General features: G+C 58.4%; 19 protein-coding genes. 12 read left to right on the top strand and 7 right to left on the bottom strand.

The window, feature by feature from the left end:
* The first annotated feature begins 85 nt into the window (after positions 1-85).
* From J2T09_RS01865 to J2T09_RS01855, 3 genes are all read left to right on the top strand, one after another.
* Positions 86-1876, top strand: a complete 1791-nt coding sequence (locus J2T09_RS01865; RefSeq protein ID WP_373458344.1) for a type I secretion system permease/ATPase — start codon at positions 86-88, stop codon at positions 1874-1876.
* Positions 1873-3267: an HlyD family type I secretion periplasmic adaptor subunit gene (locus J2T09_RS01860; RefSeq protein ID WP_306830447.1), complete on the top strand. Its 1395-nt coding sequence runs from the start codon at positions 1873-1875 to the stop codon at positions 3265-3267. Before J2T09_RS01865 ends, J2T09_RS01860 begins: the two co-directional genes overlap by 4 nt.
* A 172-nt stretch (positions 3268-3439) precedes the next feature.
* Positions 3440-3802, top strand: coding sequence for a hypothetical protein (locus J2T09_RS01855; protein WP_306830442.1), 363 nt, complete (start codon positions 3440-3442; stop codon positions 3800-3802).
* A 149-nt stretch (positions 3803-3951) separates the two neighbouring features.
* Here the strand turns inward: J2T09_RS01855 and J2T09_RS01850 are convergent, their stop codons facing one another.
* A complete protein-coding gene (locus tag J2T09_RS01850; RefSeq protein WP_306830440.1) occupies positions 3952-4323 on the bottom strand; it encodes a hypothetical protein in 372 nt (123 codons plus the stop codon).
* 185 nt (positions 4324-4508) lie between these two features.
* On the bottom strand, positions 4509-6149 hold the full coding sequence (locus J2T09_RS01845; RefSeq protein ID WP_306830439.1) for an acyltransferase: 1641 nt from the start codon (positions 6147-6149) through the stop codon (positions 4509-4511).
* Positions 6150-6314: 165 nt separating this feature from the next.
* Here J2T09_RS01845 and J2T09_RS01840 point away from each other — a divergent pair, with 165 nt between their 5' ends.
* Positions 6315-7109, top strand: a complete 795-nt coding sequence (locus tag J2T09_RS01840) for a FadR/GntR family transcriptional regulator (RefSeq protein ID WP_306830435.1) — start codon at positions 6315-6317, stop codon at positions 7107-7109.
* 38 nt (positions 7110-7147) lie between these two features.
* Here the strand turns inward: J2T09_RS01840 and J2T09_RS01835 are convergent, their stop codons facing one another.
* A complete protein-coding gene (locus J2T09_RS01835) occupies positions 7148-7930 on the bottom strand; it encodes a carbohydrate-binding protein (protein WP_306830433.1) in 783 nt (260 codons plus the stop codon).
* A 10-nt stretch (positions 7931-7940) separates the two neighbouring features.
* The gene (locus J2T09_RS01830; RefSeq protein ID WP_306830431.1) at positions 7941-9725 is read right to left on the bottom strand and encodes a heparinase II/III domain-containing protein; all 1785 of its coding nucleotides are present in this window, start codon (positions 9723-9725) and stop codon (positions 7941-7943) included.
* A gap of 236 nt (positions 9726-9961) precedes the next feature.
* Between J2T09_RS01830 and J2T09_RS01825 the strand changes: the two genes are divergently transcribed.
* The 7 genes from J2T09_RS01825 (at position 9962) to J2T09_RS01795 (ending at position 18034) form a co-directional block, all read left to right on the top strand.
* Positions 9962-10903: a carbohydrate ABC transporter permease gene (locus J2T09_RS01825; RefSeq protein WP_306830429.1), complete on the top strand. Its 942-nt coding sequence runs from the start codon at positions 9962-9964 to the stop codon at positions 10901-10903.
* Between the two features lie 3 nt (positions 10904-10906).
* A complete protein-coding gene (locus J2T09_RS01820; protein WP_306830427.1) occupies positions 10907-11743 on the top strand; it encodes a carbohydrate ABC transporter permease in 837 nt (278 codons plus the stop codon).
* A gap of 4 nt (positions 11744-11747) precedes the next feature.
* The gene (locus tag J2T09_RS01815) at positions 11748-12920 is read left to right on the top strand and encodes a glycoside hydrolase family 88 protein (RefSeq protein ID WP_306830425.1); all 1173 of its coding nucleotides are present in this window, start codon (positions 11748-11750) and stop codon (positions 12918-12920) included.
* 12 nt (positions 12921-12932) lie between these two features.
* A complete protein-coding gene (locus J2T09_RS01810; protein WP_306830423.1) occupies positions 12933-14042 on the top strand; it encodes an ABC transporter ATP-binding protein in 1110 nt (369 codons plus the stop codon).
* 21 nt (positions 14043-14063) lie between these two features.
* Complete coding sequence (locus J2T09_RS01805; RefSeq protein WP_306830420.1) at positions 14064-14774, top strand: DUF624 domain-containing protein; 711 nt, start codon at positions 14064-14066, stop codon at positions 14772-14774.
* A 55-nt stretch (positions 14775-14829) separates the two neighbouring features.
* Positions 14830-16110, top strand: a complete 1281-nt coding sequence (locus J2T09_RS01800; RefSeq protein ID WP_306830418.1) for an ABC transporter substrate-binding protein — start codon at positions 14830-14832, stop codon at positions 16108-16110.
* A gap of 76 nt (positions 16111-16186) precedes the next feature.
* Complete coding sequence (locus J2T09_RS01795) at positions 16187-18034, top strand: DUF2264 domain-containing protein (RefSeq protein ID WP_306830416.1); 1848 nt, start codon at positions 16187-16189, stop codon at positions 18032-18034.
* Between the two features lie 145 nt (positions 18035-18179).
* Here the strand turns inward: J2T09_RS01795 and repC are convergent, their stop codons facing one another.
* The 3 genes from repC to repA form a co-directional block, all read right to left on the bottom strand.
* A complete protein-coding gene (repC, locus tag J2T09_RS01790; protein WP_306830414.1) occupies positions 18180-19568 on the bottom strand; it encodes a plasmid replication protein RepC in 1389 nt (462 codons plus the stop codon).
* 187 nt (positions 19569-19755) lie between these two features.
* On the bottom strand, positions 19756-20778 hold the full coding sequence (gene repB, locus J2T09_RS01785; RefSeq protein ID WP_306830412.1) for a plasmid partitioning protein RepB: 1023 nt from the start codon (positions 20776-20778) through the stop codon (positions 19756-19758).
* Entirely contained in the window at positions 20775-21992 is a 1218-nt protein-coding gene (repA, locus tag J2T09_RS01780; RefSeq protein ID WP_306830409.1) for a plasmid partitioning protein RepA, read from the bottom strand. Before repA ends, repB begins: the two co-directional genes overlap by 4 nt.
* Positions 21993-22266: 274 nt before the next feature.
* On the opposite strand from repA, the gene J2T09_RS01775 reads away from it, so the two are divergent.
* Positions 22267-22995: a helix-turn-helix transcriptional regulator gene (locus tag J2T09_RS01775; protein WP_306830407.1), complete on the top strand. Its 729-nt coding sequence runs from the start codon at positions 22267-22269 to the stop codon at positions 22993-22995.
* Positions 22996-23365 lie beyond the last annotated feature (370 nt).

Here is a 23365-nt window from a genome sequence, read left to right as displayed (position 1 = left end):
CTCATTTAATATGAGCGGCCGGCAAGCATGAGGCCGGTGTTGCAGGCGTGTATCGATCCCGGACATTGATAGTGAGGTGAGTGAGATGGCTTCATCGGCAAGTCGGAGCACACGCGTGGCGTCCGCGCTTGCGCAGACCCGAAAGGCTTTCTACGGGATCGCGGCCCTGAGCGCCGTAACCAATATCCTGATGCTGACCGGGCCGCTGTTCATGATGCAGGTCTATGACCGGGTGCTGACCAGCCGCAGCGTGCCGACGCTTGTCGCCCTGACGCTGCTGGCGCTCGGCATTTATGCCTTTCTCGCCGTGCTGGAGATGATGCGCTCGAAAATCCTCTTGCAGATCGGCAGGCGGATCGACGAGGAACTGAGCGATCCGACGTTCAACAGCGTGCTGACGCTGCCGCTCAACATGGCCAAGGGCGACGCCGTTTCGCAGCCGTTGCGCGACCTCGACCAGATCCGCACCTTCATGAGCGGTTCCGGCCCAATTGCCATTTGCGACCTGCCTTGGATGCCGCTCTACATCCTCATTCTTTATATCTTCCACCCGTATTTCGGTTACGCCGCCATTGCCGGTGCTGCCTTCCTGATGGCGCTGACCTTTTGCAGCGAATTCCTGCTGCGCGACCCGACGCGCAAACTGTCGCAACTGGTTTCGGCCCGCTGGGAACTGGTGGAAGCTGGCAAACGCAATGCCGAACCGTTGCATGCGATGGGCATGCGCACCGCCTATGCCAACCGCTTCGACGAGGTGAACCGCCGATATGTGGAAGGTCAAACGACGACCAGCGACCTGACCGCAAGCTTTTCCGCCGTTTCGAAAATCTTTCGCATGGCGCTGCAATCGGCGATCCTCGCGCTGGGCGCCTGGCTGGTGATCCAGCAGCTTGCCTCCCCCGGCGCCATCATCGCCTCGTCCATTCTCACGTCCAAGGCGCTGTCGCCGATCGAGATGGTGATCGGCCAGTGGCGCAGTTTCATCAATGCCCGCCAGTCGCGCCGCCGACTGGAAGACGTGCTGGAGCGTTTTGGCGAGGCACGCAGCCCGATGCCGCTGCCGGCACCGAAACGTTCGCTTTCGGTGGCCGGCCTTGCCGTCATGCCGCCGGGCAGCAACAAGCCGATCATCCACGACGTCTCGCTCAGCCTGTTTGCCGGACAGGGTCTTGGCATTATCGGCCCCAGCGGATCGGGAAAATCGACGCTTTCTCGCGCGCTGGTCGGCATATGGCCGGCGGCGCGCGGCAGCATTCGCCTCGATGGCGCGGCACTGAACCAGTGGGACCCGGAAGCCCTCGGCCCCTCCATCGGTTACCTGCCGCAGGGCGTCGACCTGTTCGACGGCAGTATCGCCGAAAACATCAGCCGTTTTTCGCCCGATGCCAATCCAGGCATGATCATCGAAGCGGCAAAACTGGCCGGCGTGCATGACCTGATCCTCTCCATGCCGAACGGTTACGACACCGCGATCGGCAATCACGGCGCCATTCTTTCCAGCGGCCAGCGCCAGCGCATCGGCCTTGCTCGCGCGCTCTACGGCAAACCCTTTCTGGTCGTGCTGGACGAGCCCAATGCCAATCTCGATTCCGAGGGCGAAGTGGCGCTGACAAGGGCGATCACCGCCATCCGCGCTGCCGGTTCGATCATCATCGTGGTGGCGCACCGCCCGAACGCCCTGCAGGCACTGGACCATGTCCTGGTGATGAACGGCGGGGCGATGGTGGCTTTTGGCCCGCGCGACGAGGTGCTGCGCAAGACGACGCGCCCGACATCTACACCCGCATCGGCACCGACAGAAGCACCGGCCTTGCCCGATGCGGAAACGACCGGAGAACCGGAAGCGCCAAAATCCGGCAAGAGGATCGCGATATGAAACTCGATCTCAAATCCATCGATTTCAAGCAACTCAGTGCCAAATTCCGTGAGCGGCTGCAGGTCCTAGAACGCTTCAAGCTGGAGGAAGGCCCCAAAACGCCGGCGGCACAGGCCATTCGAAAATATCTTCTTGCCTCCGCCGTGACCACCGGTGCGTTGGTGGTCGGCGCCGGCGGCTGGGCGGCGACGGCCAGTCTTTCGAGCGCCGTCATCGGTTCGGGCACGATCGTGGTGGAAGGATCGGCCAAACGCATCCAGCATCGCGAAGGCGGCATTATCGGCCAGATTCGCGTGACCGACGGCAGCCGTGTCAAAGCCGGCGAGTTGCTGATCCGGCTGGACGACACGATTACCCGCGCCAATCTTTCGGTGGTGACCAAGCAGATGGACCAGTTCGCGGCACGCCGCATGCGGCTGATTGCCGAGCGAGACGAGCAGACGCAGCTGAAGGTACCGGAGGAACTCAGCGATCGCCAATCCGATCCGGCGGTTGCCGAATATATTTCCGCCGAAACCGCATTGTACAAGGCGCGACGGGAAACCATGGAAGGCCAGAAGGGACGGCTTCGCCAGCAGATCGGCCAGATCGAGCAGGAACGCACCGGGCTGGAAGTGCGGCGTGACGCCAAGAACGAAGAACTTTCCTGGGTTGCCGAGGAACTACGGCGTATTTCCAACCTCAGCGAACAGGGGCTGGTGCAATTTACCCGGCTTTCCGAACTGCAGCGCACCAAGGCGCAGCTGGATGGCGAGCGCGGGCAGCTGATTGCCGAGATCGCCCGTGCGGCAACCCGTATTTCAGAGACCGAATTGCAGATCCTGCAGCTGGACCAGGACCGCCGCGCCGAAGTGCTGACCGAAATGCGCGACATGGACAACAAGCTGGCGGAGCTTGCCGAACAGCGCATTGCCGCGGAAGACCAGCTGCGGCGCATCGACATCACTGCACCGCAGGCCGGCATCGTGCATGAACTGGCGGTACACACGATCGGCGGCGTGATTTCACCGGGCGAAACGGTGATGCAGATCGTACCGACCGACGACAAGCTGGTGATCGACACAAAGATCCGGCCGGCCGATATCGATCAGGTGCGCAGCGGCCAGACGGCGGGCCTGCGCTTTTCCGCCTTCAACCAGCGTACCACGCCGGAGATCGACGGCATCGTCGAGACGGTCTCGGCGGACCTCAACCATAACCAGCAGACCGGCGAAAGCTGGTATTCGGCACGCATCACCATTCCACCGGAAGAGCGCGTCAAGCTGGGCGACCTGACACTGGTGGCCGGCATGCCGGTGGAAACCTTTGTGCAATCCGGCGAGCGTTCGGCGCTTTCCTATCTGGTAAAACCGCTGACCGACCAGGTGGCGCGAGCGATGCGGGAGAACTGACAAGACTTTCCGCAACAAAAGCGTGACAAAAAAGTGCGATTGCTAAAGTTTTTTCGCATATGCCGGAAAGCCTCTCGCGAAACATCACGAAAATCTGCTAGGCCGCTTGCGAAATATAGCATTGCAGGGCGGCGGGACGGCTGCCCTATGTCAAACAAGGGCCACCAGAACCATGAACACCCGTCTTGCCGCGCTGGCTGCCGTCGCAGTCGCGCTTTCCGCTTGCACCACCGCTTCTCCGCTTCAGTTGGATCCGATTTCGGCACGCTGGGTCGGCCAGTCGGCCGGCAAGTTTTTCGCCGCCTACGGTCCGCAATATAGCGACGTGGCAAGCGGTTCCTCGACCGTCTACAACTGGCGTGGCGGCTACAAGCGCATCAAGATGGAAAACGGCAAGAGCGCCAGCGTGAGCTGCGCCGCAACGCTGACGGTTTCGTCGGATTACAACATCCGCTCCATCCGCATCGTGGCCGACCGCCCCGGCTCCAAGGGCCCGAGCTATTGCCAGGAACTACTGGCGCCCGCACAGGGCTGATTTGGCTTCGACCTGAGATGACGACAGGCGGCTTCGGCCGCCTGTTTTCGTTTTTGGGGTTGGTTTTGCGGGGACGTAAGAAGACGCGAGCATGCCAGGGCGGCGGATCGACCCGAAGCGGTCATCGGCAGTTCATTGCTCTAACTGCGTCACGAATAAACGATCAAGATTTCATTCGGTTCGGATGGATCATTGGAAAACACCTCAATAGTCACGATCGCGGAAGCCGCGTCACCCGACAGCAGGACGTCTCCTTCACAAGTCCCCACAACAAGCCTCCCATTTAATCCTTGAAGACTTCCTGAAAACGACTTGCTCAATCCCCCGGCATCTACGTGGCCTTTTGCAAGCGTGATACGGGTAGGGCCGTCAATCTCACAGAGAGTGCCGAGGCCAATTACCGTTGGGGTGGCGAAGACAACTTCGCCTTTATATTGATCAATGAAACTATTGAAATCACCAGCTCCGCCAGAGACAAAAACTAATGAATTTGGCGGAGAAATAGAAATTGACGAAACCAACTTGCGCCCCCTGAACAGACAATAGAGTAAACTAACGCCAATGGCACATTCCTGCCAATGACGTGTTGTCCCGGAAGCTTGCAGCCTGCTCGAGCAGCGATCAATCCATGCACATCGTGGCTCAATCGCACCATGTCCGGTTCGCGCACGGCGCCATTGCCCTTTGAGACACACCTACCGACCTATCAAAGCCCCATCGCCACCGCACGCGTGCGATGCACGCCCTTTGGAGTGAAGGCAAACCTTTCCGCAAGCCCGAGAAGATCGGCAGCCAAATGCAGGGTCGACAGCCACATTTCCGTGCCCTGAAGCCCGGGTTGCTGGCCATCGGCAAACGCAAATCCCTTGCCCGCCTGCCATCGATCGGCCGCGCGCAGAATGACGGTCTCGGCGATCGCCTCCGCCTGCCCGCGTGAAAAATCGGTCTGTTTCAGGCACAGCCAGAGTGGATGGATGGTGTCGAGCAGATTGCAGGCATTGTAGGTTTCACCGGCAAAACCACCGTGATTGCGGTAATTGGTGAGGACGGAATTGATGGCCGCTTCCGGCAGCGGCACCGGCACGCCGAATTGCGCGTAAGCACCGCGGGTGAGGCGGTAAAAGCCGTTGACCGGCTGCAACAGGCCTTGCGTTGCCGTAGGCTTGCCCCACAGACCAGTGGCACGATCCACATGGGTGGCGAGCCAGCCGAACAGGACTTCCTTGGCCCTCCCCGTCTCAAAATACCGAGCATTGAAATAAAGTGCCGTGGCAATGGCATCGACGCGGTCGCCGCTCCACCATGCGCGTGTCGACCACGGCAGGCTTTCCAGCCAGTCGCAGAGAGCGGCCGGTTCCAGCTCGACGCCGGCGATCGGCCGAAGCGGGCGGGATCCCAGAATTTCCAGCGCATAACCGACCGCAAGCACGTGATAGAGAGACGCGGAATCCTCGCGGATATTTTTGGTTTGATCCGGCATGGCATGCGGATCGGGGAAAAAGCCGGTTTCCGGATCCTGCAGCGCCTGCAGCGTATTAATGAGATCCTGCGCCTCTTCGCCTTCCGGGGAATGGCCGAAACCGGCGGCGATTTCTATCGCATCACATTGGTGACGGATGGCGGCACGGGGCACACCATCGGCACCGGCAGATAGAAATCCGTCTGGCGTACGATAATGCGCGAGCACATCTCGCCATTCGGCACTGGCCGTATCGCCGATCTGCTTCAGGGCTGCCTCGACCTGCGCCCGCCGGGATTTGGTGGATGAGGCGCTTTCACCACGCCGGCGAACGACCTTGGCCGGTACGCCGGCGGCAATGCCGAGTTCGGGAATATCTTTGGTGACGACGGCACCGGCCGCGATCACCGCCCCTCGCCCGATCGTCACGCCATCGAGGATGACGGCATTGGCGCCGATCCAGACATCGTCGCCGATGGTGATGCCGAGCGTGATATGCGGCTGGTCGTTGATCGGCGTATCCGGGTCTTCAAAACCGTGATTGAAACCGACAATGGAGACCAGAGAGGCGATGCGCACGCCATCACCGCAGCGGATTTTTCCAGACAGGCAGGCATAGGCATTGACCGAGCAGTTTATGCCAAGCTCGACATCACCGCGCACCAGAGCATGGCCGGCAATCCAGGAACGTTCGCCGACGACAAGCCGGGTCGTAAAAACGCGCGCATCGCCGGCGATATAGGCGGTGTCGGCAATCTCCGCCCCTGCACTTGCCGCAAGGCCCGCTTTCAGTGCCTGTTGCACTTCGCTGCCTGTATCATCGGGTTTGCGCTCCCAGGTCATGAATTGCAGCCGGTCCCGCCTTGCCGCCTCGGCATCCGTCATCATCTCTTCCTCCACTCCCATGTCGTCATATGAATTCGGGGGACGGCCTATCGCCAACGCCGAAATCAGAGGGCGAAACAACGTTTCCAAAGCTTATCCGCCGAAATTGGCAAACATCAATCTATGCGAATATTGAAGTCGATGCCAAGTTATCATACAAGTGAAGATATGAAACGGATCGATGCGGAAATTTCTGACGCGCCGATCCTCGACGAGGAATGTGGTGTGGCCGTTCAAACCAAGAATCCCAGCAAAAATTCCGGGTCTCTGGTGTTTCAGGTGGGTGAAAGCCTGCGACAGGCGATTTCCAGCGGCCAATATGCGCCCGGCGACAAGCTGCCAAGCGAAGCGGAGCTGACGGAAGCCCACAAGGTGAGCCGCACGGTGATCCGTGAGGCGGTGGCGGCGATGAAATCCGATGGACTGGTGGAAGTGCGCCAGGGTGCCGGCATTTTTGTGCTTGCCCCCGCATCCCTGCTGGCCAGCAGCCGCCGGATCGACAAGGCGCGGGTGTCTTCCGATCTGGAAGTGCTGGAAGTGCGCGCACCTCTGGAAATCGAGGCGGCTGGCCTTGCCGCGGCACGTCGTTCGCCGGCACAGGAAGAGGCGATCTTCGAATGCCACCGGCAGGTTTTACGCTGTATCGAAAACAATCTGTCGATCCGCGAGGCCGATCTCGCCCTTCATTTTGCCATTGCCGACGCCACCAACAATCCGCTGTTCCGCCAGCATCTCGAATTTCACGGCGGTGCCGTCATTCCGCAATCGCGTCCGGTGCCCGACCCGGAACCGGCTGAACAGACCGCCTACCGCCGGCTGATCCACCAAGAACATGAGGCGATCGTGATGGCGGTTTCCGACCGCGACGAGGAAGCCGCCCGCAACGCCATGCGCGACCACCTGCGCGGCAGCCAGATCCGTTATCGGGATCTGTTGCGGAATTCGCGCACCGGTTCGAACTGATTTCGGCAGCGGGCTATTGCCGCTGCCGCCGGCTCAATTCAATCGCGGCCAAAAACCTCGATCTGCGTCAATGCCGGATAGGGTGACGGATCCTCCGCCTTGATGAGGCTGTGCAGCCGCACCCATTCCACCGTCTGTTCCGGGATAGCAAAAGCCTGCGCCGTGCCGGTTTTGGTAAGCGCAAATGTGTGCGTCTCGCCGGAGGACAGCGTGACGCTCGCCTTTTCCCACCAGGCATCATGTGGGAAATCGGCGCGCAGATAGAGCACGATTTCGTCGATCCGGACCGGGCGGCCGAACTCGATCGTCAGCGCCGCTTGCGGGTCCTTGTTGATACCCCAGCTGGTGTAAGGCCAGTGGCCGTGATCGTCATTGGCCTTTTCGCCATCGATGGCGTTGCGGGCGAAAAACTGCGATTCACCGCGGGTTTCGACATTGGCATGCGCATGCGGATAAAGCGTCTTGTTGGCGTGATCATCCCATGGGTTGAGCGCGAGATTGCGGCGCTGGGAGACCTCTTCCGGGCGGGCCTTTCGCACATGCAGGCGATGGCGCTCACCGGTGAAAGAGCGCGGCGAATAGGGCGCGCGCTTGATGTCGAAGGGAACGGCCAGCGCATAGGCCGCACCGCCCAGATAGACCAGTGTCGGCGCCATGGCGTCATCGAGCGACAACACGACATGGCAGGGCTCGGAGGCCTCAACGACCGCCTCGTCACCGGGTTTGTAGATATCGGAAAAAATCAGAAACGTCTCATCTGTGCCGGTCGTCTCCGCACGCACGAAACCGGTCTCGTCAATCACTTTCAGTGTCAGATCCATTTCGTCCTCCTCAGACGATCCGCAATGTCAGTAGCTGCGCCGCGAACGAAATCCGCAGGCGGTAAAGTGTTGAAGGCCATGAGATATTCAGCCTCGGGTCGTTGATCTCGATCGTTTCCACCTGAATGTCGCGACCGCCTTCGACCTCGATGACGGCAAGATCGCCGACATGGACGGTGCCACCTTCCACCACCGGCTTTTCCTGCAGCATCAGTGACAGGGTGGCCGGCAGATCGCCGTCATGGATGTCGGTGATCTCCACACTGTGGCCGCGGTTGAGCGTGGCGGTGCGGCGATAGCTGCGCAGCCCTGCCTCAGACGGATAGGCCGGCGCGAGATCGAGCGAAATATCCGCCCATTCCAGCAAAAATTTCGCCTGCACATTTCGCGCGGCGAAATCGGCTCCGTCGCGCTGCATCACACCGCCAAAAGTCGGCAGGTTGTGAAAACCCGATTGCATGGTCCAGATCTGGTAACGATCCTTCGAAAACGTCTTGGCCGTATAGGTCTCGACGCCGACATCGATCAGCAGCGGCTGGCCGTTTTTATAGAGCGTGATACTGCCGACATCGTTGTGATTGTGGCTTTCGCCATTGTTGCCGCCCTTCACGGCCAGCGCGAAATCCTCGTCGCGCGCGATGAACAGGCCGATGCCGGGATAGGAGGCGTCTGCCGGCAGCAAGTCGCGTTCCGCCGGGGCGACGGGTGTCAAACATTCCAGCACGCGGTACCAGAGGTTCCATTCCTCCGGCAGGTGCGGCTTGTCCGCCGTGGCGCGATCGCGGGCGGCAAAATCGCTGAGTTTCTGCGAACCGACCGCCTTGCCGAACAGGTATTCGCGGGCGCTGCAGTGATCGATAACGGCAGCGGAATCGGCGAAATTGAAATAGAAATGCCCGTCCACATGCATGTTGACGATATATTCCGCCATGTTGCGGATTTTTGGTGCCGACCAGAGCGGGGTCATCACGCCGGGCGCCACCGTATCGAAGATGCGCATCGCCCCGAACATACACAGCGCCGCATGGCGGTAATACACAACACCTTCCTCGCAGGCGCCGTCCTCGGCATAATCCTTGATGAAGGCATCGAGGCTGCCGAGCGCCTTTTCGGCCACATGGGCGCGCAAGCCCTGATCGGTCTTGAGGCTGAAAGTCGAGAGCAGGACATTCTGGGTGATCCAGGCCGTCCAGTTGTTCATGCGCTCTTGGCCATTGCCCATCCACCAGAAATGGGTGGTGAGATAGGGTTCGAGAATTCTCCTGCGCACTTCGCGATGGATACGGCCGACGATAACCGGACTGATCACATTCAACCGATCACCCATCAGCGCGACGATGGTGGAGAGAAGTGCTGCGGTTTCGGCGGCAAACAGGTCGATGACCGGGCGATCGACATCCGGCAACGGATGACGGATGCCGCCACGCTCATAGGAATTGTGGGCCGGAAGCTGCCAGCCGCTTTCCTCGCAGATCAGCCAGAGACCATCGACGATCGCGGGCAGAAATCGGCCCTCATCCTGCAGCAATTCGCCCAACACCAGATCATTCAGCATGCGGCGACGGGAAAAATACAGCGTTTCGAACTCGGCGCGATTGCCGTTTTCTGAAAACTGGCGGTAATCGCCGGCCGTGATCACCGACCAGTTGCGACATAGCGCCGCTTCAGCATCAGCCAGAACCAGCGCCCTGAGGTTTTCAGGCACGCTGTTCCAGGCCTCGCGATCATCAATGACGGCACCGGGAAGAAAGTCCGCCAAACCCGCCGGCAGCCGCGCTGCGACCTCGCCAAACATGTTTTCCTCCCGTTCAAAATGCATCGCGATCACCGCGATTTGATCCGCCCTATCATATGTATTTTTGCAGTTCCAGCTAATTCATATGACAAGATGATAAGTTGTTTGACCAATGTCGTGGATATGCTATGTCGAATGTGGGAGGAGGCATGGAAGACAGATCAAACTGGCTGCCATGCATCGGCGGATACGTGTTTTAGCGCACCTGTCCGTGGCGATTTCTTCGGAGGAGTTTTATGGCCAATTCCATTACTGCCGCGGGCGATACGCCGGTTCCGGCGAAGCGCCGCAAGGTCGTGTCCAGACGTCGCCGCAAGGTGCAGGATGCGCTCATCGCCTATTCCTTCATTGCTCCCAATTTTTTAGGTTTTGCGGTTTTCACGCTGGGGCCGATCCTGTTCGCTTTCGTGCTGGCTTTCATGCACTGGGACGGCAGCAATGCGATGACCTTTGCCGGTCTCGACAATTTCTGGCGCCTGTTCGAGGACAAGGCGTTCAAGGATGCGTTCTGGAACACCATCATCTATACGGTGGTCTCTGTGCCGGCGACGCTTGCCTGCGCGCTCGGCCTTGCCATTCTGCTCAACCAGAAAATTCTCGGTCGCGATTTTTTCCGCACCGCGATGTTTTTTCCGTATGTCGCCTCGCTGGTGGCTGTCGCCGTCGTCTGGAACATGATCTTCAACCCGGAAATGGGTCCGGTGAACATGATCCTCTACACGCTCGGCCTCGACCCGAAAAACATGCCGGGCTGGGCCGCCGATCGTCATTGGGCGATGGTTACCGTCATCCTGTTCGGTGTGTGGAAGAGCATGGGTTATTTCATGGTCATCTATCTGGCCGGCCTGCAGGGCATCAATTCCGAGCTCTATGAGGCCGCCGATCTGGATGGCGCCAATGCCTGGCAGAAATTTCTTTATGTCACCGTGCCGCAGCTTGGACCGACGACGTTTTTCGTCACCGTGATGCTGACCATCCAGTCCTTCAAGGTATTCGACCAGATCTACATGATTACGCAGGGTGGTCCCGGCACCTCGACCCTCGTGCTCGTTTATCACATCTATAACGAGGCCTTCATTTCCTGGGATCTCGGTTATTCCAGCATGATCGCGCTCGTCCTGTTCTTCCTCGTGCTGGCCGTCACCGTCGTCCAGTTCCGCCGCCAGAAGGAGGACTGAGCCATGCGCATTGCCGGCCAGAAACTCACCGGAAAGCTCGCCGCCATCTATGCGACGGTCATCCTCATCACCATCGTGATGCTGCTGCCCTTCGCCTGGATGCTGTCGGCTTCGCTGAAACTCAGCAGCGAAGTTTTCGTTTTCCCGATCGAATGGATCCCTTCCAACCCGCAGTGGCAGAACTACGTCGATATCTGGACAAAGATCCCGCTGGCGCTGTTCATCTACAACACATCCAAGCTGACGATCATCGTCACGCTGTTGCAGCTGTTCACTTCCAGCTTTGCGGCCTATGCGTTTGCGAAACTGCATTTCCCTTACAAGAACGCGCTTTTTCTCGGTTACATCGCCACCATCGCCATGCCCTGGCAGGTTTATATGGTGCCGCAGTTCCTGCTGATGCGCGAATTCGGCCTCAACAACACGCACTTAGCGCTGATCTGCCTTCAGGCCTTCACCGCTTTCGGCGTCTTCCTGATGCGGCAGTTCTACATGTCCATCCCGACCGAGCTGTGCGAAGCGGCCCGCATCGACGGCATGAACGAATACCAGATCTGGGCCAAGATCATGCTGCCGCTGTCGAAGCCGGCACTGTCGACGCTGACGATCTTCACCTTCGTGACCACCTGGAACGATTTTCTCGGGCCGATGATCTACCTGACCAAGACCGAGTTGAAGACGATCCAGATCGGCCTGCGCATGTTCATTAGCCAGTACTCGGCCGAATACGGGCTGATCATGGCGGCCTCCGTGGTGGCGCTGATCCCGGTGCTGATCGTTTTCCTGTCGCTGCAACGCTTCTTCGTCGAAGGCGTCGCGTCCTCCGGCATCAAGGGTTAAGTTCATGAACGCCATTTCCCCCATCGCTCCGCAGCCGATCGCCGATGAAGAGGTGAAAGCCGCACTCGATCTCGCCGTGGCGCAGATCCGTCGCAATCTTCCGGAATTCACCTACAGCGCCCAGAACCATTCGAGCGTGAATAATTTCTACCCCGCTGTTGCCAACGACCAGTGGACCGCCGGTTTCTGGCCGGGCGAAATCTGGCTGGCTTACGAGCATAGCGGCGACAAGGTCTTTCAATATGCGGCGCAGATACAGGTGCAGAGTTTTTTGCACCGGATCGAAAACCGCATCGAAACCGACCATCACGACATGGGTTTCCTCTATTCGCCCTCCTGCATCGCAGCCTGGAAACTGGTGGGCGACGAGAATGGTCGCCGGGCAGCGCTTCTCGCCGCCGATCAGCTGCTGGAACGCTTTCAGCCGATCGGCCAGTTCATTCAGGCCTGGGGCCGCAAGGGAAACCCGGATGAATATCGCTACATCATCGACTGCCTGCTGAACCTGCCGCTGCTCTATTGGGCAACGGAACAGACGGGCGACCAGAAATACCGCGATATCGCGCTGATCCATGCCCGCACGACGCTTGCCAATTCGGTGCGGCCGGACGATTCCACCTATCACACCTTCTATATGGACCCGGTGACCGGTGCGCCGGTGCGTGGCGTGACCAAGCAGGGATACGCCGACGACAGCTTTTGGGCGCGCGGTCAGGCCTGGGGCGTGGCCGGCATGGCATTTTCCTATCGGTACGAACGGATCGACGAATACCGCGACACCTTTGACCGGCTGCTCGCTTTCTATCTCGAAAAACTGCCGGCCGACATGGTGCCCTATTGGGACATGGTGTTTACCGATGGCGATGCCGAACCGCGCGATACGTCGGCGGCCTCGATAGTTGCCTGCGGGCTGTTGGAAATGGCCGATCTCGTTGGCGGAGAGGCAGCTGATCTTTACCGCGATCTTGCCCGCCGGATGATGAAAAGCCTTGCCGATCATTATGCCGTCAAAGATCCAGCCATCTCGAACGGGCTCGTGCTGCACGGCACCTATTCCAAAAAATCCCCCTACAACACCTGCCGCGGCGAAGGCGTCGATGAGTGCGTGTCCTGGGGTGACTATTATTACATGGAAGCCCTGACGCGCCTTTCGCGCGCATGGTCTTCCTACTGGTGAGAGATTGAACCGATGGCCAGCATTTCACTGAAAAAACTGAACAAGACCTATGGTGCACTCACTGTTGTGCATGACATCGATCTGGAGATCGCCGACAAGGAATTCATCATTCTGGTCGGCCCGTCCGGCTGCGGAAAATCGACGACCCTGCGCATGATTGCCGGTCTCGAGGAAATTTCGGGAGGCGAGTTGATCATCGGTGGCGATATCGTCAACGACGTGCCGTCGAAAGACCGCGACATCGCCATGGTGTTCCAGAACTATGCGCTTTACCCGCATATGACCGTCTACAAGAACATGGCTTTTGGCCTGCAGCTGCGAAAGGCTTCGCGCGAGGTCATCGATCAGAAGGTGCAGGAAGCGGCAAAGATCCTCGACATCACGCATCTTTTGAACCGCAAGCCCAAGGCGCTTTCCGGCGGTCAGCGGCAGCGCGTGGCCTTGGGTCGCGCCATGGTGCGTAATCCGGAAGTGTTTCTGCTCGACGAGCCGCTCTCCAACCTCGATGCCAAACTGCGCGGCACGATGCGCGCCGAAATCACCAAGCTGCACAAGCGGCTGAACTCGACCTTCATCTACGTGACGCACGACCAGATCGAGGCCATGACCATGGCCGACCGCATCGTGGTGATGGCCGATGGTCATATCCAGCAGGTCGACACGCCGCAAAATCTCTATGACCGCCCGATCAACATGTTCGTGGCCGGTTTTATAGGCGCGCCGCAGATGAACATGCTGCCTTCGAAGATCGAAAAGCGTGGCGAAGGGTATGTGGCGATTTTCGACGGTCGCGTGCTGCCGATCCCGGCCAATTTCGACAAGGCGCGGATCGCACCTTACGAGGGCCGCGAAGTCGTCATCGGCCTGCGCCCGGAAAACTTTCATGAACTCGCGCCGGGCGATATCAACCCAGACAACCTTGCCCCCTTCGAGGCGATCGTCGATCTGGCCGAACCGATGGGGTCCGAGATCCATCTCAATATCACCGCCGGGGAAAAGGCTATGACTGTTCGTGTCTCGCCACGTTTCAAGGCGGGCATTGGAGAGGTGGCAAAACTGGTCGTCGATACGACCAACATGCAGCTGTTCGACAAGGAAACGGAACGGTCGATCCTGTATTGAGATCGTCACAAGGGGTAGGCCATGCAGTGGCTGCGTGATTTTTGGACGAAGGAAGGGCCGGGCATTCCCAAGAATGCGCCGAAAAAGACAGGCCTTGCCCTTTTCGGCCAGATCTTTGCGCGTGAATGGTGGGAGATGGTCAAACTGAACATATTGTTCATTCTGGCCGCCCTGCTCATCATCCCCCTGCCCGCAGCCCTTGCAGCCATGGCCTTCGTCTGCGTTGCCTTTGTCGAGGATCGCAACACCTATCTGCTGCGCGATTTCCTCGAGGCGCTGCGTCGTTATTTCTGGCGCGCGACGGGGTGGGGCCTGCTGTTTGCCGCCGCCATCGGTCTCGGCGGTTATGCCGTTGCCACCTACGCATCGACAGCGCGCGAAAATCTGCTGATGGCGGCACCGCTGGCGATTGCGCTTGTTGTCACGGTCTTTCTCACCGTCATGGCCTGCCATCTTCTGGTGCTGATGGTGATGCGCGACATACCGGGCAAAGTGCTGATCAAGCTTGCAGCAATCGCCTCGATCATCCGGCCATTGCCGCTGCTGGCCGCACTTCTGTTCAATGCGGCGCTGTGGGTGGCCCATGTCGCCTTTTACCCGGTGTCGGTGTTCATGCCGGCCACGCTCAATTTTTCTCTCGGGCTTTTCGCCATTGCCTTTGCCGCTCATCGTGCGGCCGGGATGGTGCTTGCCCTGCCATCGGCCTCTCAAACGGAGGCGGCCGACACCTAGCATTTCTGACGCAGAAACACTGAGACCAGAGACAATCCAGGGAAGGAGAAACAGGATGTATTTGGAAACTTTTGGGAGAGGTTTGAAACTGACTTTGGCGGGCCTTGCCCTTGCGGCATCCACCGCAGGTTCGGCGCTGGCACAATCCGGCGACGCGGTCACGCTGCGCTGGGCGCTGTGGGATTGGGACAAGGTGGCCTATTACAAGCCGCTGATCGAGGCCTATCAGGCCAAGAACCCCAACGTAAAATTCGAGCATATCGACCTCGGCTCGCAGGATTATCAGCAGATGATCGCCACGCAGCTCGCGGGCGGCTCAAAGGATATCGACATCGTCACCGTCAAGGACGTGCCGAACTATACGAACCTCATCCGCGCTGGTTCGATCATGGATCTGTCCAGCTATATGAAGGAGCAGAATATCGACCCGGCCTCCTTCGGCGGTCTGGCCGAGGAAATGACGGTTGACGGCAAGATCTATTCGCTGCCGTTCCGCTCGGATTTCTGGGTCGTTTATTACAACAAGGACATTTTTGACAAAGCCGGCGTGCCCTACCCGACCAATGACATGACCTGGGCACAGTTCGACGAAACTGCCACCAAGCTTGCCGGCGGCATGGGCGCAAACAGAACCTATGGCGCGCTTCTGCACACCTGGCGCTCCACCGTTCAGCTGGCCGGTATTCAGGACGGCAAGAACACGCTGGCGGGACCGGATTACGCCTTCCTGAAGCCGTGGTACGAACGTGCCCTGAAACTGCAGGAGGATGGCGTCATCCCATCCTATGCAACGCTAAAAACCTCCAACACCCACTATTCCGGTCCGTTCTTCAACGGCACGGTCGGCATGTTGCCGATGGGCACATGGTTCGTCGGCACGCAGATCGCCAAGGTGAAATCCGGTGAATCGAAGAGCAAGAACTGGGGCATCGTGAAATTCCCGCATCCGGATGGTGTCGTTGCCGGCACAACGGCGGCGCAGATTTCCGGCCTGTCGGTGAACAGCAATTCCAATCACAAGGAAGCGGTGCTCGATTTCATCAAGTTCGTGACCGGTTCGGAAGGCGCTTCGATCATCGCCTCCACCGGCACGATCCCGACCGTACGTACGCCGGAAGTGACGGCCAAGATCGCCTCGCTCGAGGGCTTCCCGCAGGACGAGGCCAGCAAGGCAGCGCTGGAACCCGGCAAGTCCTATCTGGAAATGGCGGTTACGCCGAATGCCGCGCGCATCGAGGTCATCCTCAACCGGGCGCATGACTCTCTCATGACCGACAATATCTCGATCGATGACGGGTTGAAGGAAATGACCGATGGCGTGAAGGCCATCAAGTAAGATTTCTCAGCCCCGCGGACCTGAAAAAGTTCGCGGGGTTTTCTTTTGTCCGCATATACCGATGACTGGAAGCCCGATGATCTACGATCCCGCCCGCGCCAATCCCCTCCACGGCAATCCTCTCCTAAGCCGCGATGATCTCGCCAAGGCGGTGATGGATCTCTTCAATCCGCTGCTTCCATACTTTTCTGAAGGCGGTGCGCGGGTGCGGCTGAGCGCCACCGGTGCGCATTTCGATCGCGCGGCGGCCGATCTCGAAGGTTTTGCCCGACCGCTCTGGGGCATCGTGCCCATGGCTGCCGGCGGTTATGATTTTCCACATTGGGAGCTTTATCGCCGTGGCCTTGCCAACGGCACCGATCCGAACCACCCGGAATATTGGGGTGATGTTTCCCGCACCGACCAGCGACAGGTGGAGCTTGCGGCCATCGGTTTTGCCATCGCCATGGTGCCGCAGTTCATCTGGGAGCCGCTGAGCGAAGCCCAGAAAAAGACGATTGCCGCCTATCTGATCTCGGCGCGGACCAAGGAATTCGTCGATAACAACTGGAAATTTTTTCGCGTCCTGATCGATCTCGGGCTGACGCAGGCCGGTATCGAATTCGACCGGTCGCTGACGGAACAATATCTCGATGAAGTGGAGGCATTTCGGCTTGGTGAAGGCTGGTATCGCGACGGGCCGGTCAAGCGGGTCGACCATTATGTGCCCTTTGCCCTGCATTTTTACGCGCTGATCTATTCCGTCATCGCCAAACACGACACCAGGCGCGCTGACGCCTATCGCGCGCGGGCCCATGTGTTCGCCAAGGATATCCGCCACTGGTTCGGGTCGGATGGCGCAAGCCTCGCTTTCGGTCGTAGCCAGACCTATCGGTTTGCCTGCGGCGGTATTTGGGGCGCGCTGGCCTTTGCCGGTGTCGAGGCCCTGCCCTGGAGCGAGATCAAGGGATATTACATGCGCCATATCCGCTGGTGGTCGGACCTGCCGATCGCCGAGCGTGATGGTGTTCTGTCCATCGGTTACGGTTATCCCAACCTGATGATGAGCGAGAGCTATAATTCCGCCGGTTCGCCTTACTGGGCACTGAAATTTTTCCTGCCGCTGGCCCTGCCCGCCGAACATCCCTTCTGGGCAGCCGATGAGACCCCTGCGCCGGCCTTCACCGATCCGGTTCCACTGAAGGAAGCCGGCATGGTGGCGATGCATACGCTGGGCAATACGGTCGTGCTTTCCTCCGGCCAGCAACATGACAAGATGCTCGGCGCCAACGAGAAATATTCGAAGTTTGTCTATTCGACGCGTTACGGGTTCAACATCGAGGTCAACGACCGGCATTTCCTCGCCGCCAGCTTTGACGGCATGCTCGGCCTTTCCGACGACGGCGTGCATTTTCGCATGCGCGAGGTGCTGGAAGAGGCCATGATTGCCGGCGACAAACTCTATTCGCACTGGAAGCCGTGGGACGATGTGGCCGTCGAAACCTGGCTTCTCCCGGCTGCTCACTGGCATATCCGCATCCACCGCATACGGACCCCTCGTAGCCTGCAGACCAGCGAGGGCGGGTTTGCCATTCCGCGCGCCGATTTCAATGCCGACACCAGCATTCAGGAGCCGGGTAAAGCCATCTGGAACGGGCAGACGGATATCAGCGCCGCCATCGACCTGGCGCCCGATCTTCAGCGCAACGGCCATGCCATCAGCGCCATTGCCAACAGCAACCTCATTCATGCCAAGACGCTGGTTCCGCAGCTTCGCGGCGGGATCGCTGCCGGCACCACGGTTCTGGCTGCAGCCTTCATGGCCCTGCCGAACACTGAGGCGCAACCGGACTTTTCCGAGACGGCGCCTGTCTGCCCTGACCTTGCCGAACTGGAAGCTATTTTCCGAGACAGCGGGCAACGTGTCCCGGCCTTTGACCTCTGAAGAATTTTCAGGCTCCTGAAGCGATCCTGAGCGCAAAAACGATGGTCCACCAGTTTCCCACGCATCGCGGTTTCTGCGGCAGCTGTGGGGCGGCTGGCGGGCCATTTGTTTTGCTGTCTCGTCACGGATCGCTCGCGCATGGTGATTACGCCATCCCTCTCGTCGTCATGCGGTGCATGGAAGAGGACTCCGGGTTTCCATAAAACCTTTTCGCGGCGGACAAGACAGGCGAGGACGATTTTTTCGACAGAAGATAGGCTTGCTTGGCTTCATCAGCCGTGAGGAAAGCCGAGGTCTCCTTCAGATCGCCAACACCAGTGTTTTCGTTGACGGTGTCCGTGTGCTGAAGAGTTGCCAGCTGCGTCATCACCAGCCTCTCCACCATTGGTCTCACATCGAACTTTCCTGACTTTGCCGAGGATGCGAGATTGCGAAGATATCCGCTGGCACAAGCGATCGCCTCACCCTTCTCATAGAGGCAGGCAAGGGTAACGGCAGTCTCGACGGTACCGATCGTGTTGTTGGCGAAATCCAGAAGCTGACGATTGATGGAAAGCATGGAGCACAGAACAGGTTGAACCGACATCAGGTCCTGTGTGTTTCGGATGCTGCCGTTTGCCGTGAGGATCGCCACATTGGGGCAAGCTCGGTTGACCAGATCCAGTGACAGCGGTTTTTGTAGCTGCTTCTCGCTCGAAGGTGCTTTTATCGCGCGCGGTTCAACAACAGCGATGTTTGAATCGAATCTGGATTCTGGTTTGGATTCTATGTGCCGCTCATTCTGAGAGGTGTTGCCGCTCGTATTTTGAGAATTTGCGAATTTTTTCAATGAATTGACGATTTCCGCATGAACGCGCGACAGAATCGAGAGATGCGCCTCGAGCTGATTGAGTTCAGCCTTGCGTGGAAGGGTCGAAACAAGCTCTGCCAGACGGATTTTCAGCGCAGCCCAATCACCCGGAACGTCTTCCACTTCGACCACGATCAGCAGCTTGCCGATATCGCGACGATGAAGAGAGATTTCTTCACGCAGAAGATGGATCTGGAGACGCTCACGCTCGACCTTTTCGGCCAGCGCAAAGATTTCTTCCGAACGCGAGAGAAGCGGCTGGAGAGAGAAACCGAAAGCCTGGGTGATATCCCCTGCCCTGCCACGACGCGCATAACGTTTGCCGTTCGGGCTGTCCTTGCGCGTGAGAAGACCTGCTTCCACCAGTGACGCCATGTGACGGCGAATGGTCTGTTCGGCCATGCCGTGGCTTCTGAGGGACAAAGCCTGATTGGACGGGAAGACAACGAGACCGTTTGCCACGGAAATCTCGGCCTTGGGATAGAAGCTCAGGAGAGCATTGAGAAGCGCAAGCGCACGGTCAGACAGGCCGAGAAGCGGCTTTGCCTGGCAGAGTGCGCGATAGAGTTCCCATTTGTCGATGGACTTGTTGTTTACCTTCTCCGTGTCGACGATCTGATCCGTCAACATGGCAAGCGTCATCGACCGCCGCCCAAAGGGCGTCGTCAAATAACCACTGTTCATGACTTTCACCTTGTGACAGGCAAAAGAAATTCGCTCGCCGAAACGACGCTATGCTTGACACCGATTCTGGGAAATGCGATTCTCGAGTTGCTCAGACTACGAGGAAAGCTTCCGTAACGGTGACGTTCGGGGGCTTTTCTTTTGCGCTCTTGTCCCTCTCCTATTTGGTTAGAATTGATCGATCGTCTCAGTCGTGACGCAGTGCGGACGACTTGAGATATTCCTGGTGCAGATCCTGCAGACGGGCTGCAACGAAATCTGCGAATTCGGGTGCGACCTTCTCATCGAAGAGAAGATTCGTGCGGCTGCCGGATTTCTCCATCACCGCCAGCTTGACACCGCTTGCTGCCTTGATCGGCTCCGGCTTATCCTTCTCGACCTTGACCGACAGAGCGGTCATGACCTTCACGAAACGGCTGTCGGAATCTGATGCAAGGAATTGCGGGTTCTGCAGAAGGGCTGACAGTGCCGGCGATTCCGGCATGGCGGTCAGACGTTCCGTCAGGGCGACCCAGCGCGGGCGACCAGTCTTGGGTGCTGGGCCAATCGCTTCGATCAGTGAACGCGGCAGACCATGGGCAACCGACATCAGGCGTGACAGCTGGGTCTTTTCCATACCGAGCGCCGACATGATGATGCGACGATCAAAGCCCTTCTCTTCCAGAGCGAGCGCAAACAGACCGCGCTCGATATAGCTGAGATCGGAACGGGCAGAGTTTTCCTGACCTTGGATGACGACCAGTTCTTCATCCGACAGGTTCTGGACGACAGCCTTGACCGGACGATCAAGGCTACGCAGAACACGAACACGACGATGGCCGAAAGCGATTTGATAATGATCAGCCTTTGTCGGATGCGGACGAACCAGAATGGGGCTCTTCTGTCCGGATTCCCGAATAGCATCGGTCAGCCGCTGAAAGTCCTCACCATCATCGGGAAGACGGTCATTGACGAAAGATCCTTCGATCTTTTCCGCCGGAATTTCGATAACAGCCGAACCGGCAGCAATCAGTGCACGAGCCTGATCGGCGGCATTGGCGATCTGACCGAGCGTGCGTCCCATGGCGCCGACTGCACCGGAACGGATGTGTTGCAGCTTGGCGTCCTGTGTCGCATCCGGCTGTGCCGCATGATCGGGCGCAGAGTTGCCAGCTGGCAACTCATGATCCCGACGCGACAACATGGCTTTTAGTGTATCCTTGCGGCTCATACTGCCCTACCCCAGGCCTGACGGATCAGACCTTCAATCTCGCTGTTCACGCCATCCAGCGATTCCATGGCGCGGTCATAGGTGTTTTTCGAGAAGTTCTCGCGACCGACTTCGTAAAGCGTCTGCTTGGAAAGTCCGGCATCGGAGATCGCTGTCGATTTCAATGCAGTGTTGGTAAGAACGCGCTCGCGAAAAAGCGAACGCATGAAACCCACCATCTGGGTCTGCGGTCCATCCGATGGCTCGTAACGGGTCACGACATAACGGATGAAATCGTAATCAAGGTCACCACCGGATTCCTGCACGACGCCGAGAAGATCGGAGGTCATCAGCAGGAACTGGCACATGGACATGACATCGAGCATCTGCGGATGCGCGGTGATGATCAGGCCGGTGGAGGCGCACAAAGCACCGAGCGTGAGGAAGCCGAGCTGCGGCGGGCAGTCCAGCACCATCACGTCGTAATCGTCGGCAACGGTTCCGAGTGAGGAAGCGACACGACCGAAGAAAGGTTCGGCACCACGCTCCGCAAGCGCGCGCGGCGTATCGTGTTCGTATTCCATCAGCTCGAGATTGCCAGGCACGATATCGAGACCGGGGATGTAGCTTCTGCGGATGATATCCTTCATCGGACGACGCTGGTCGTCATAGCGGATCGCCGCATACATGGTCTCGTTGCTGGCGATATCATATTCCGGCTGATAGCCGTGCAAGGCCGTCAGCGAGGCCTGTGGATCGAGATCGACCGCCAGCACGCGATAACCCTGAAACGCCATGTACTGCGCAAGGTGAGCGGCCGTCGTCGTCTTGCCACTGCCGCCTTTAAAATTGACGACGGCCATGACCTGGCAATGTTCGCCATCACGACGGCGCGGCACATAGCGCTTGTTGCCCTTGGCGTTCTCATCGAGAACGGCACGGATCTCGTTGATCTGGTCGAGGGTGTAATAACGCCGGCCGCCATTGTTGATGGTCGGCTGTGGTCCCTTGCCGTTCAGCGACAATTGGCGAAGATAGGCATCCGCGATGCCGATCAGCTTGGCAGACTCCACCGATGAAAATGAGCGGAGCATCTTCTGCGCGACCGGGGGAAAGAGCGCAGCACGCATTGCCTGCAGCTCTTCGGAAAGTGCTGCACCATCGCCCGCGATGACTTCCGTCATCGGTCGCTTGGTTTCTTGCGCTTCCGCAGGCTGACTACGTGTCTTGGCCATAACTACGATAAATCTCCAGAGTGTCGGAATATTCCGTAGCGAACCATGGCCTGAGTCGCTCTGAGTCGCAAGGCCTTTAAGGTTAACGCGGGGTTAACGCCATTTGCTCCACGATTCGTTCAACGGAACACGATACGAGTGTTTGCGAGTTGCCATATGGCAACCGGCGCGCCGTTGATGGCACTCCGACACGATCGAAGCCGTTCCGGGAATTGCGGGTGACCCGTAATGAGACTAGTGTCTTTATCGTCAGCCTCAAGCCCGAGCAGATTTAATGGCGATCTCAGCCGATTCTCAAGTGGACAATTACCGCGACTTCGTCGACTTAGCTTCTGTGCCGAGTACGCGTTTTTTTCACTACCACCCTTTTATAGAGCGACTGCGACGTGCAGTGCATTTCGATTACATTGCGGTCAGCGGGCTCGATATCGATCGCTTTCGTTTTGGTCGCGGTCAGTCGATCGATACAAATCTGCCGCCCGGTTATATCGAGACCTATGCGGCGGAAAAACTCTATCTCAGTGATCCGCTGGTGGCGGCCTCTCTCGTTGCCAGGGATGTTGTCTGTGATGCCGAGGTGTTCATGTCGGCACCGCCGACCGCGCGCCTTCAGCAGTTGATGACCAGTTTTGGTGTACTGAACCGCACGCTGTTTCCGCTCAGTCGCGGCGATCATGTTTATGGCGGCATCACCTTCATGCGGACGGTTCGCTTCGATGCCGATGAAATCGATTTCCTGAAACGCATCTGTGAGGCGACCCATGTCGCCATCACCAAGCCATTGATGGACCGGTTTGCCGCCGACACGATGCGGCTGTCATCCGGCGAATTGATCTGCCTGCGACTGGCAAGCCATGGCCTGACCAGCGAACGGATCGCGGCGGAGAGCGGGTATCAGGTCGACACCGTGAACACCTATATAAAGAGTGCGGTCAAAAAGGTGGGGGCATCCAATCGCACCGAAGCGATTGCCGAAGCCATTCGGCGCCGACTAATAGAGTAGCTTTCAAGCAAGATGATGTTGGGGCCGTAGGAGAGGGGGCGTCAACTTCAAGCGGGATGAGTTGTAAGCCACGACCTCGTTGCCATATGGCAACCGCTTGTCGGTCCGTCGAAAGGGGGGAGCCATGAAACTGGTGGCAAAACACTGTGCCATCTGGTGCTATCTACCCGACTCTGCTATGAGATTCTCAGTTGATAGAGCCGTGGCTTCGAACGCATTCTCCCTTTGCGAAAGGGTAGAAGAGCTTGAGTCTGAGTGCTGAAACTTAGATGCCATTTAAGTTTCATTTTAGATAAATCCTCTTTCAAATCAATGGATTATGATCCGGTCGATATGGACAATCCATTGGATTGCCAGAACCCGTTCTCCT

Source organism: Neorhizobium huautlense, assembly GCF_030811685.1.
In the GTDB taxonomy this organism is placed as follows: Bacteria; Pseudomonadota; Alphaproteobacteria; order Rhizobiales; family Rhizobiaceae; genus Neorhizobium; species Neorhizobium huautlense_A.
Note: the sequence above shows the minus strand (reverse complement) of the source record. Positions and strands in the feature narration are given on the sequence as shown.

Excerpts from the sequence above, each read along its gene's own strand:
- J2T09_RS01825 (WP_306830429.1), top strand. The coding sequence starts at position 9,962 with ATGGCCAATTCCATTACTGCCGCGGGCGATACGCCGGTTCCGGCGAAG.
- repB (WP_306830412.1), bottom strand. The coding sequence starts at position 20,778 with ATGAGCCGCAAGGATACACTAAAAGCCATGTTGTCGCGTCGGGATCAT.
- J2T09_RS01840 (WP_306830435.1), top strand. The coding sequence starts at position 6,315 with ATGAAACGGATCGATGCGGAAATTTCTGACGCGCCGATCCTCGACGAG.
- J2T09_RS01775 (WP_306830407.1), top strand. The coding sequence starts at position 22,267 with ATGGCGATCTCAGCCGATTCTCAAGTGGACAATTACCGCGACTTCGTC.
- J2T09_RS01865 (WP_373458344.1), top strand. The coding sequence starts at position 86 with ATGGCTTCATCGGCAAGTCGGAGCACACGCGTGGCGTCCGCGCTTGCG.
- J2T09_RS01830 (WP_306830431.1), bottom strand. The coding sequence starts at position 9,725 with ATGTTTGGCGAGGTCGCAGCGCGGCTGCCGGCGGGTTTGGCGGACTTT.
- J2T09_RS01800 (WP_306830418.1), top strand. The coding sequence starts at position 14,830 with ATGTATTTGGAAACTTTTGGGAGAGGTTTGAAACTGACTTTGGCGGGC.
- repC (WP_306830414.1), bottom strand. The coding sequence starts at position 19,568 with ATGAACAGTGGTTATTTGACGACGCCCTTTGGGCGGCGGTCGATGACG.
- J2T09_RS01810 (WP_306830423.1), top strand. The coding sequence starts at position 12,933 with ATGGCCAGCATTTCACTGAAAAAACTGAACAAGACCTATGGTGCACTC.
- J2T09_RS01855 (WP_306830442.1), top strand. The coding sequence starts at position 3,440 with ATGAACACCCGTCTTGCCGCGCTGGCTGCCGTCGCAGTCGCGCTTTCC.
- J2T09_RS01845 (WP_306830439.1), bottom strand. The coding sequence starts at position 6,149 with ATGATGACGGATGCCGAGGCGGCAAGGCGGGACCGGCTGCAATTCATG.
- J2T09_RS01860 (WP_306830447.1), top strand. The coding sequence starts at position 1,873 with ATGAAACTCGATCTCAAATCCATCGATTTCAAGCAACTCAGTGCCAAA.
- J2T09_RS01815 (WP_306830425.1), top strand. The coding sequence starts at position 11,748 with ATGAACGCCATTTCCCCCATCGCTCCGCAGCCGATCGCCGATGAAGAG.
- J2T09_RS01795 (WP_306830416.1), top strand. The coding sequence starts at position 16,187 with ATGATCTACGATCCCGCCCGCGCCAATCCCCTCCACGGCAATCCTCTC.
- J2T09_RS01805 (WP_306830420.1), top strand. The coding sequence starts at position 14,064 with ATGCAGTGGCTGCGTGATTTTTGGACGAAGGAAGGGCCGGGCATTCCC.
- J2T09_RS01835 (WP_306830433.1), bottom strand. The coding sequence starts at position 7,930 with ATGGATCTGACACTGAAAGTGATTGACGAGACCGGTTTCGTGCGTGCG.
- J2T09_RS01820 (WP_306830427.1), top strand. The coding sequence starts at position 10,907 with ATGCGCATTGCCGGCCAGAAACTCACCGGAAAGCTCGCCGCCATCTAT.
- repA (WP_306830409.1), bottom strand. The coding sequence starts at position 21,992 with ATGGCCAAGACACGTAGTCAGCCTGCGGAAGCGCAAGAAACCAAGCGA.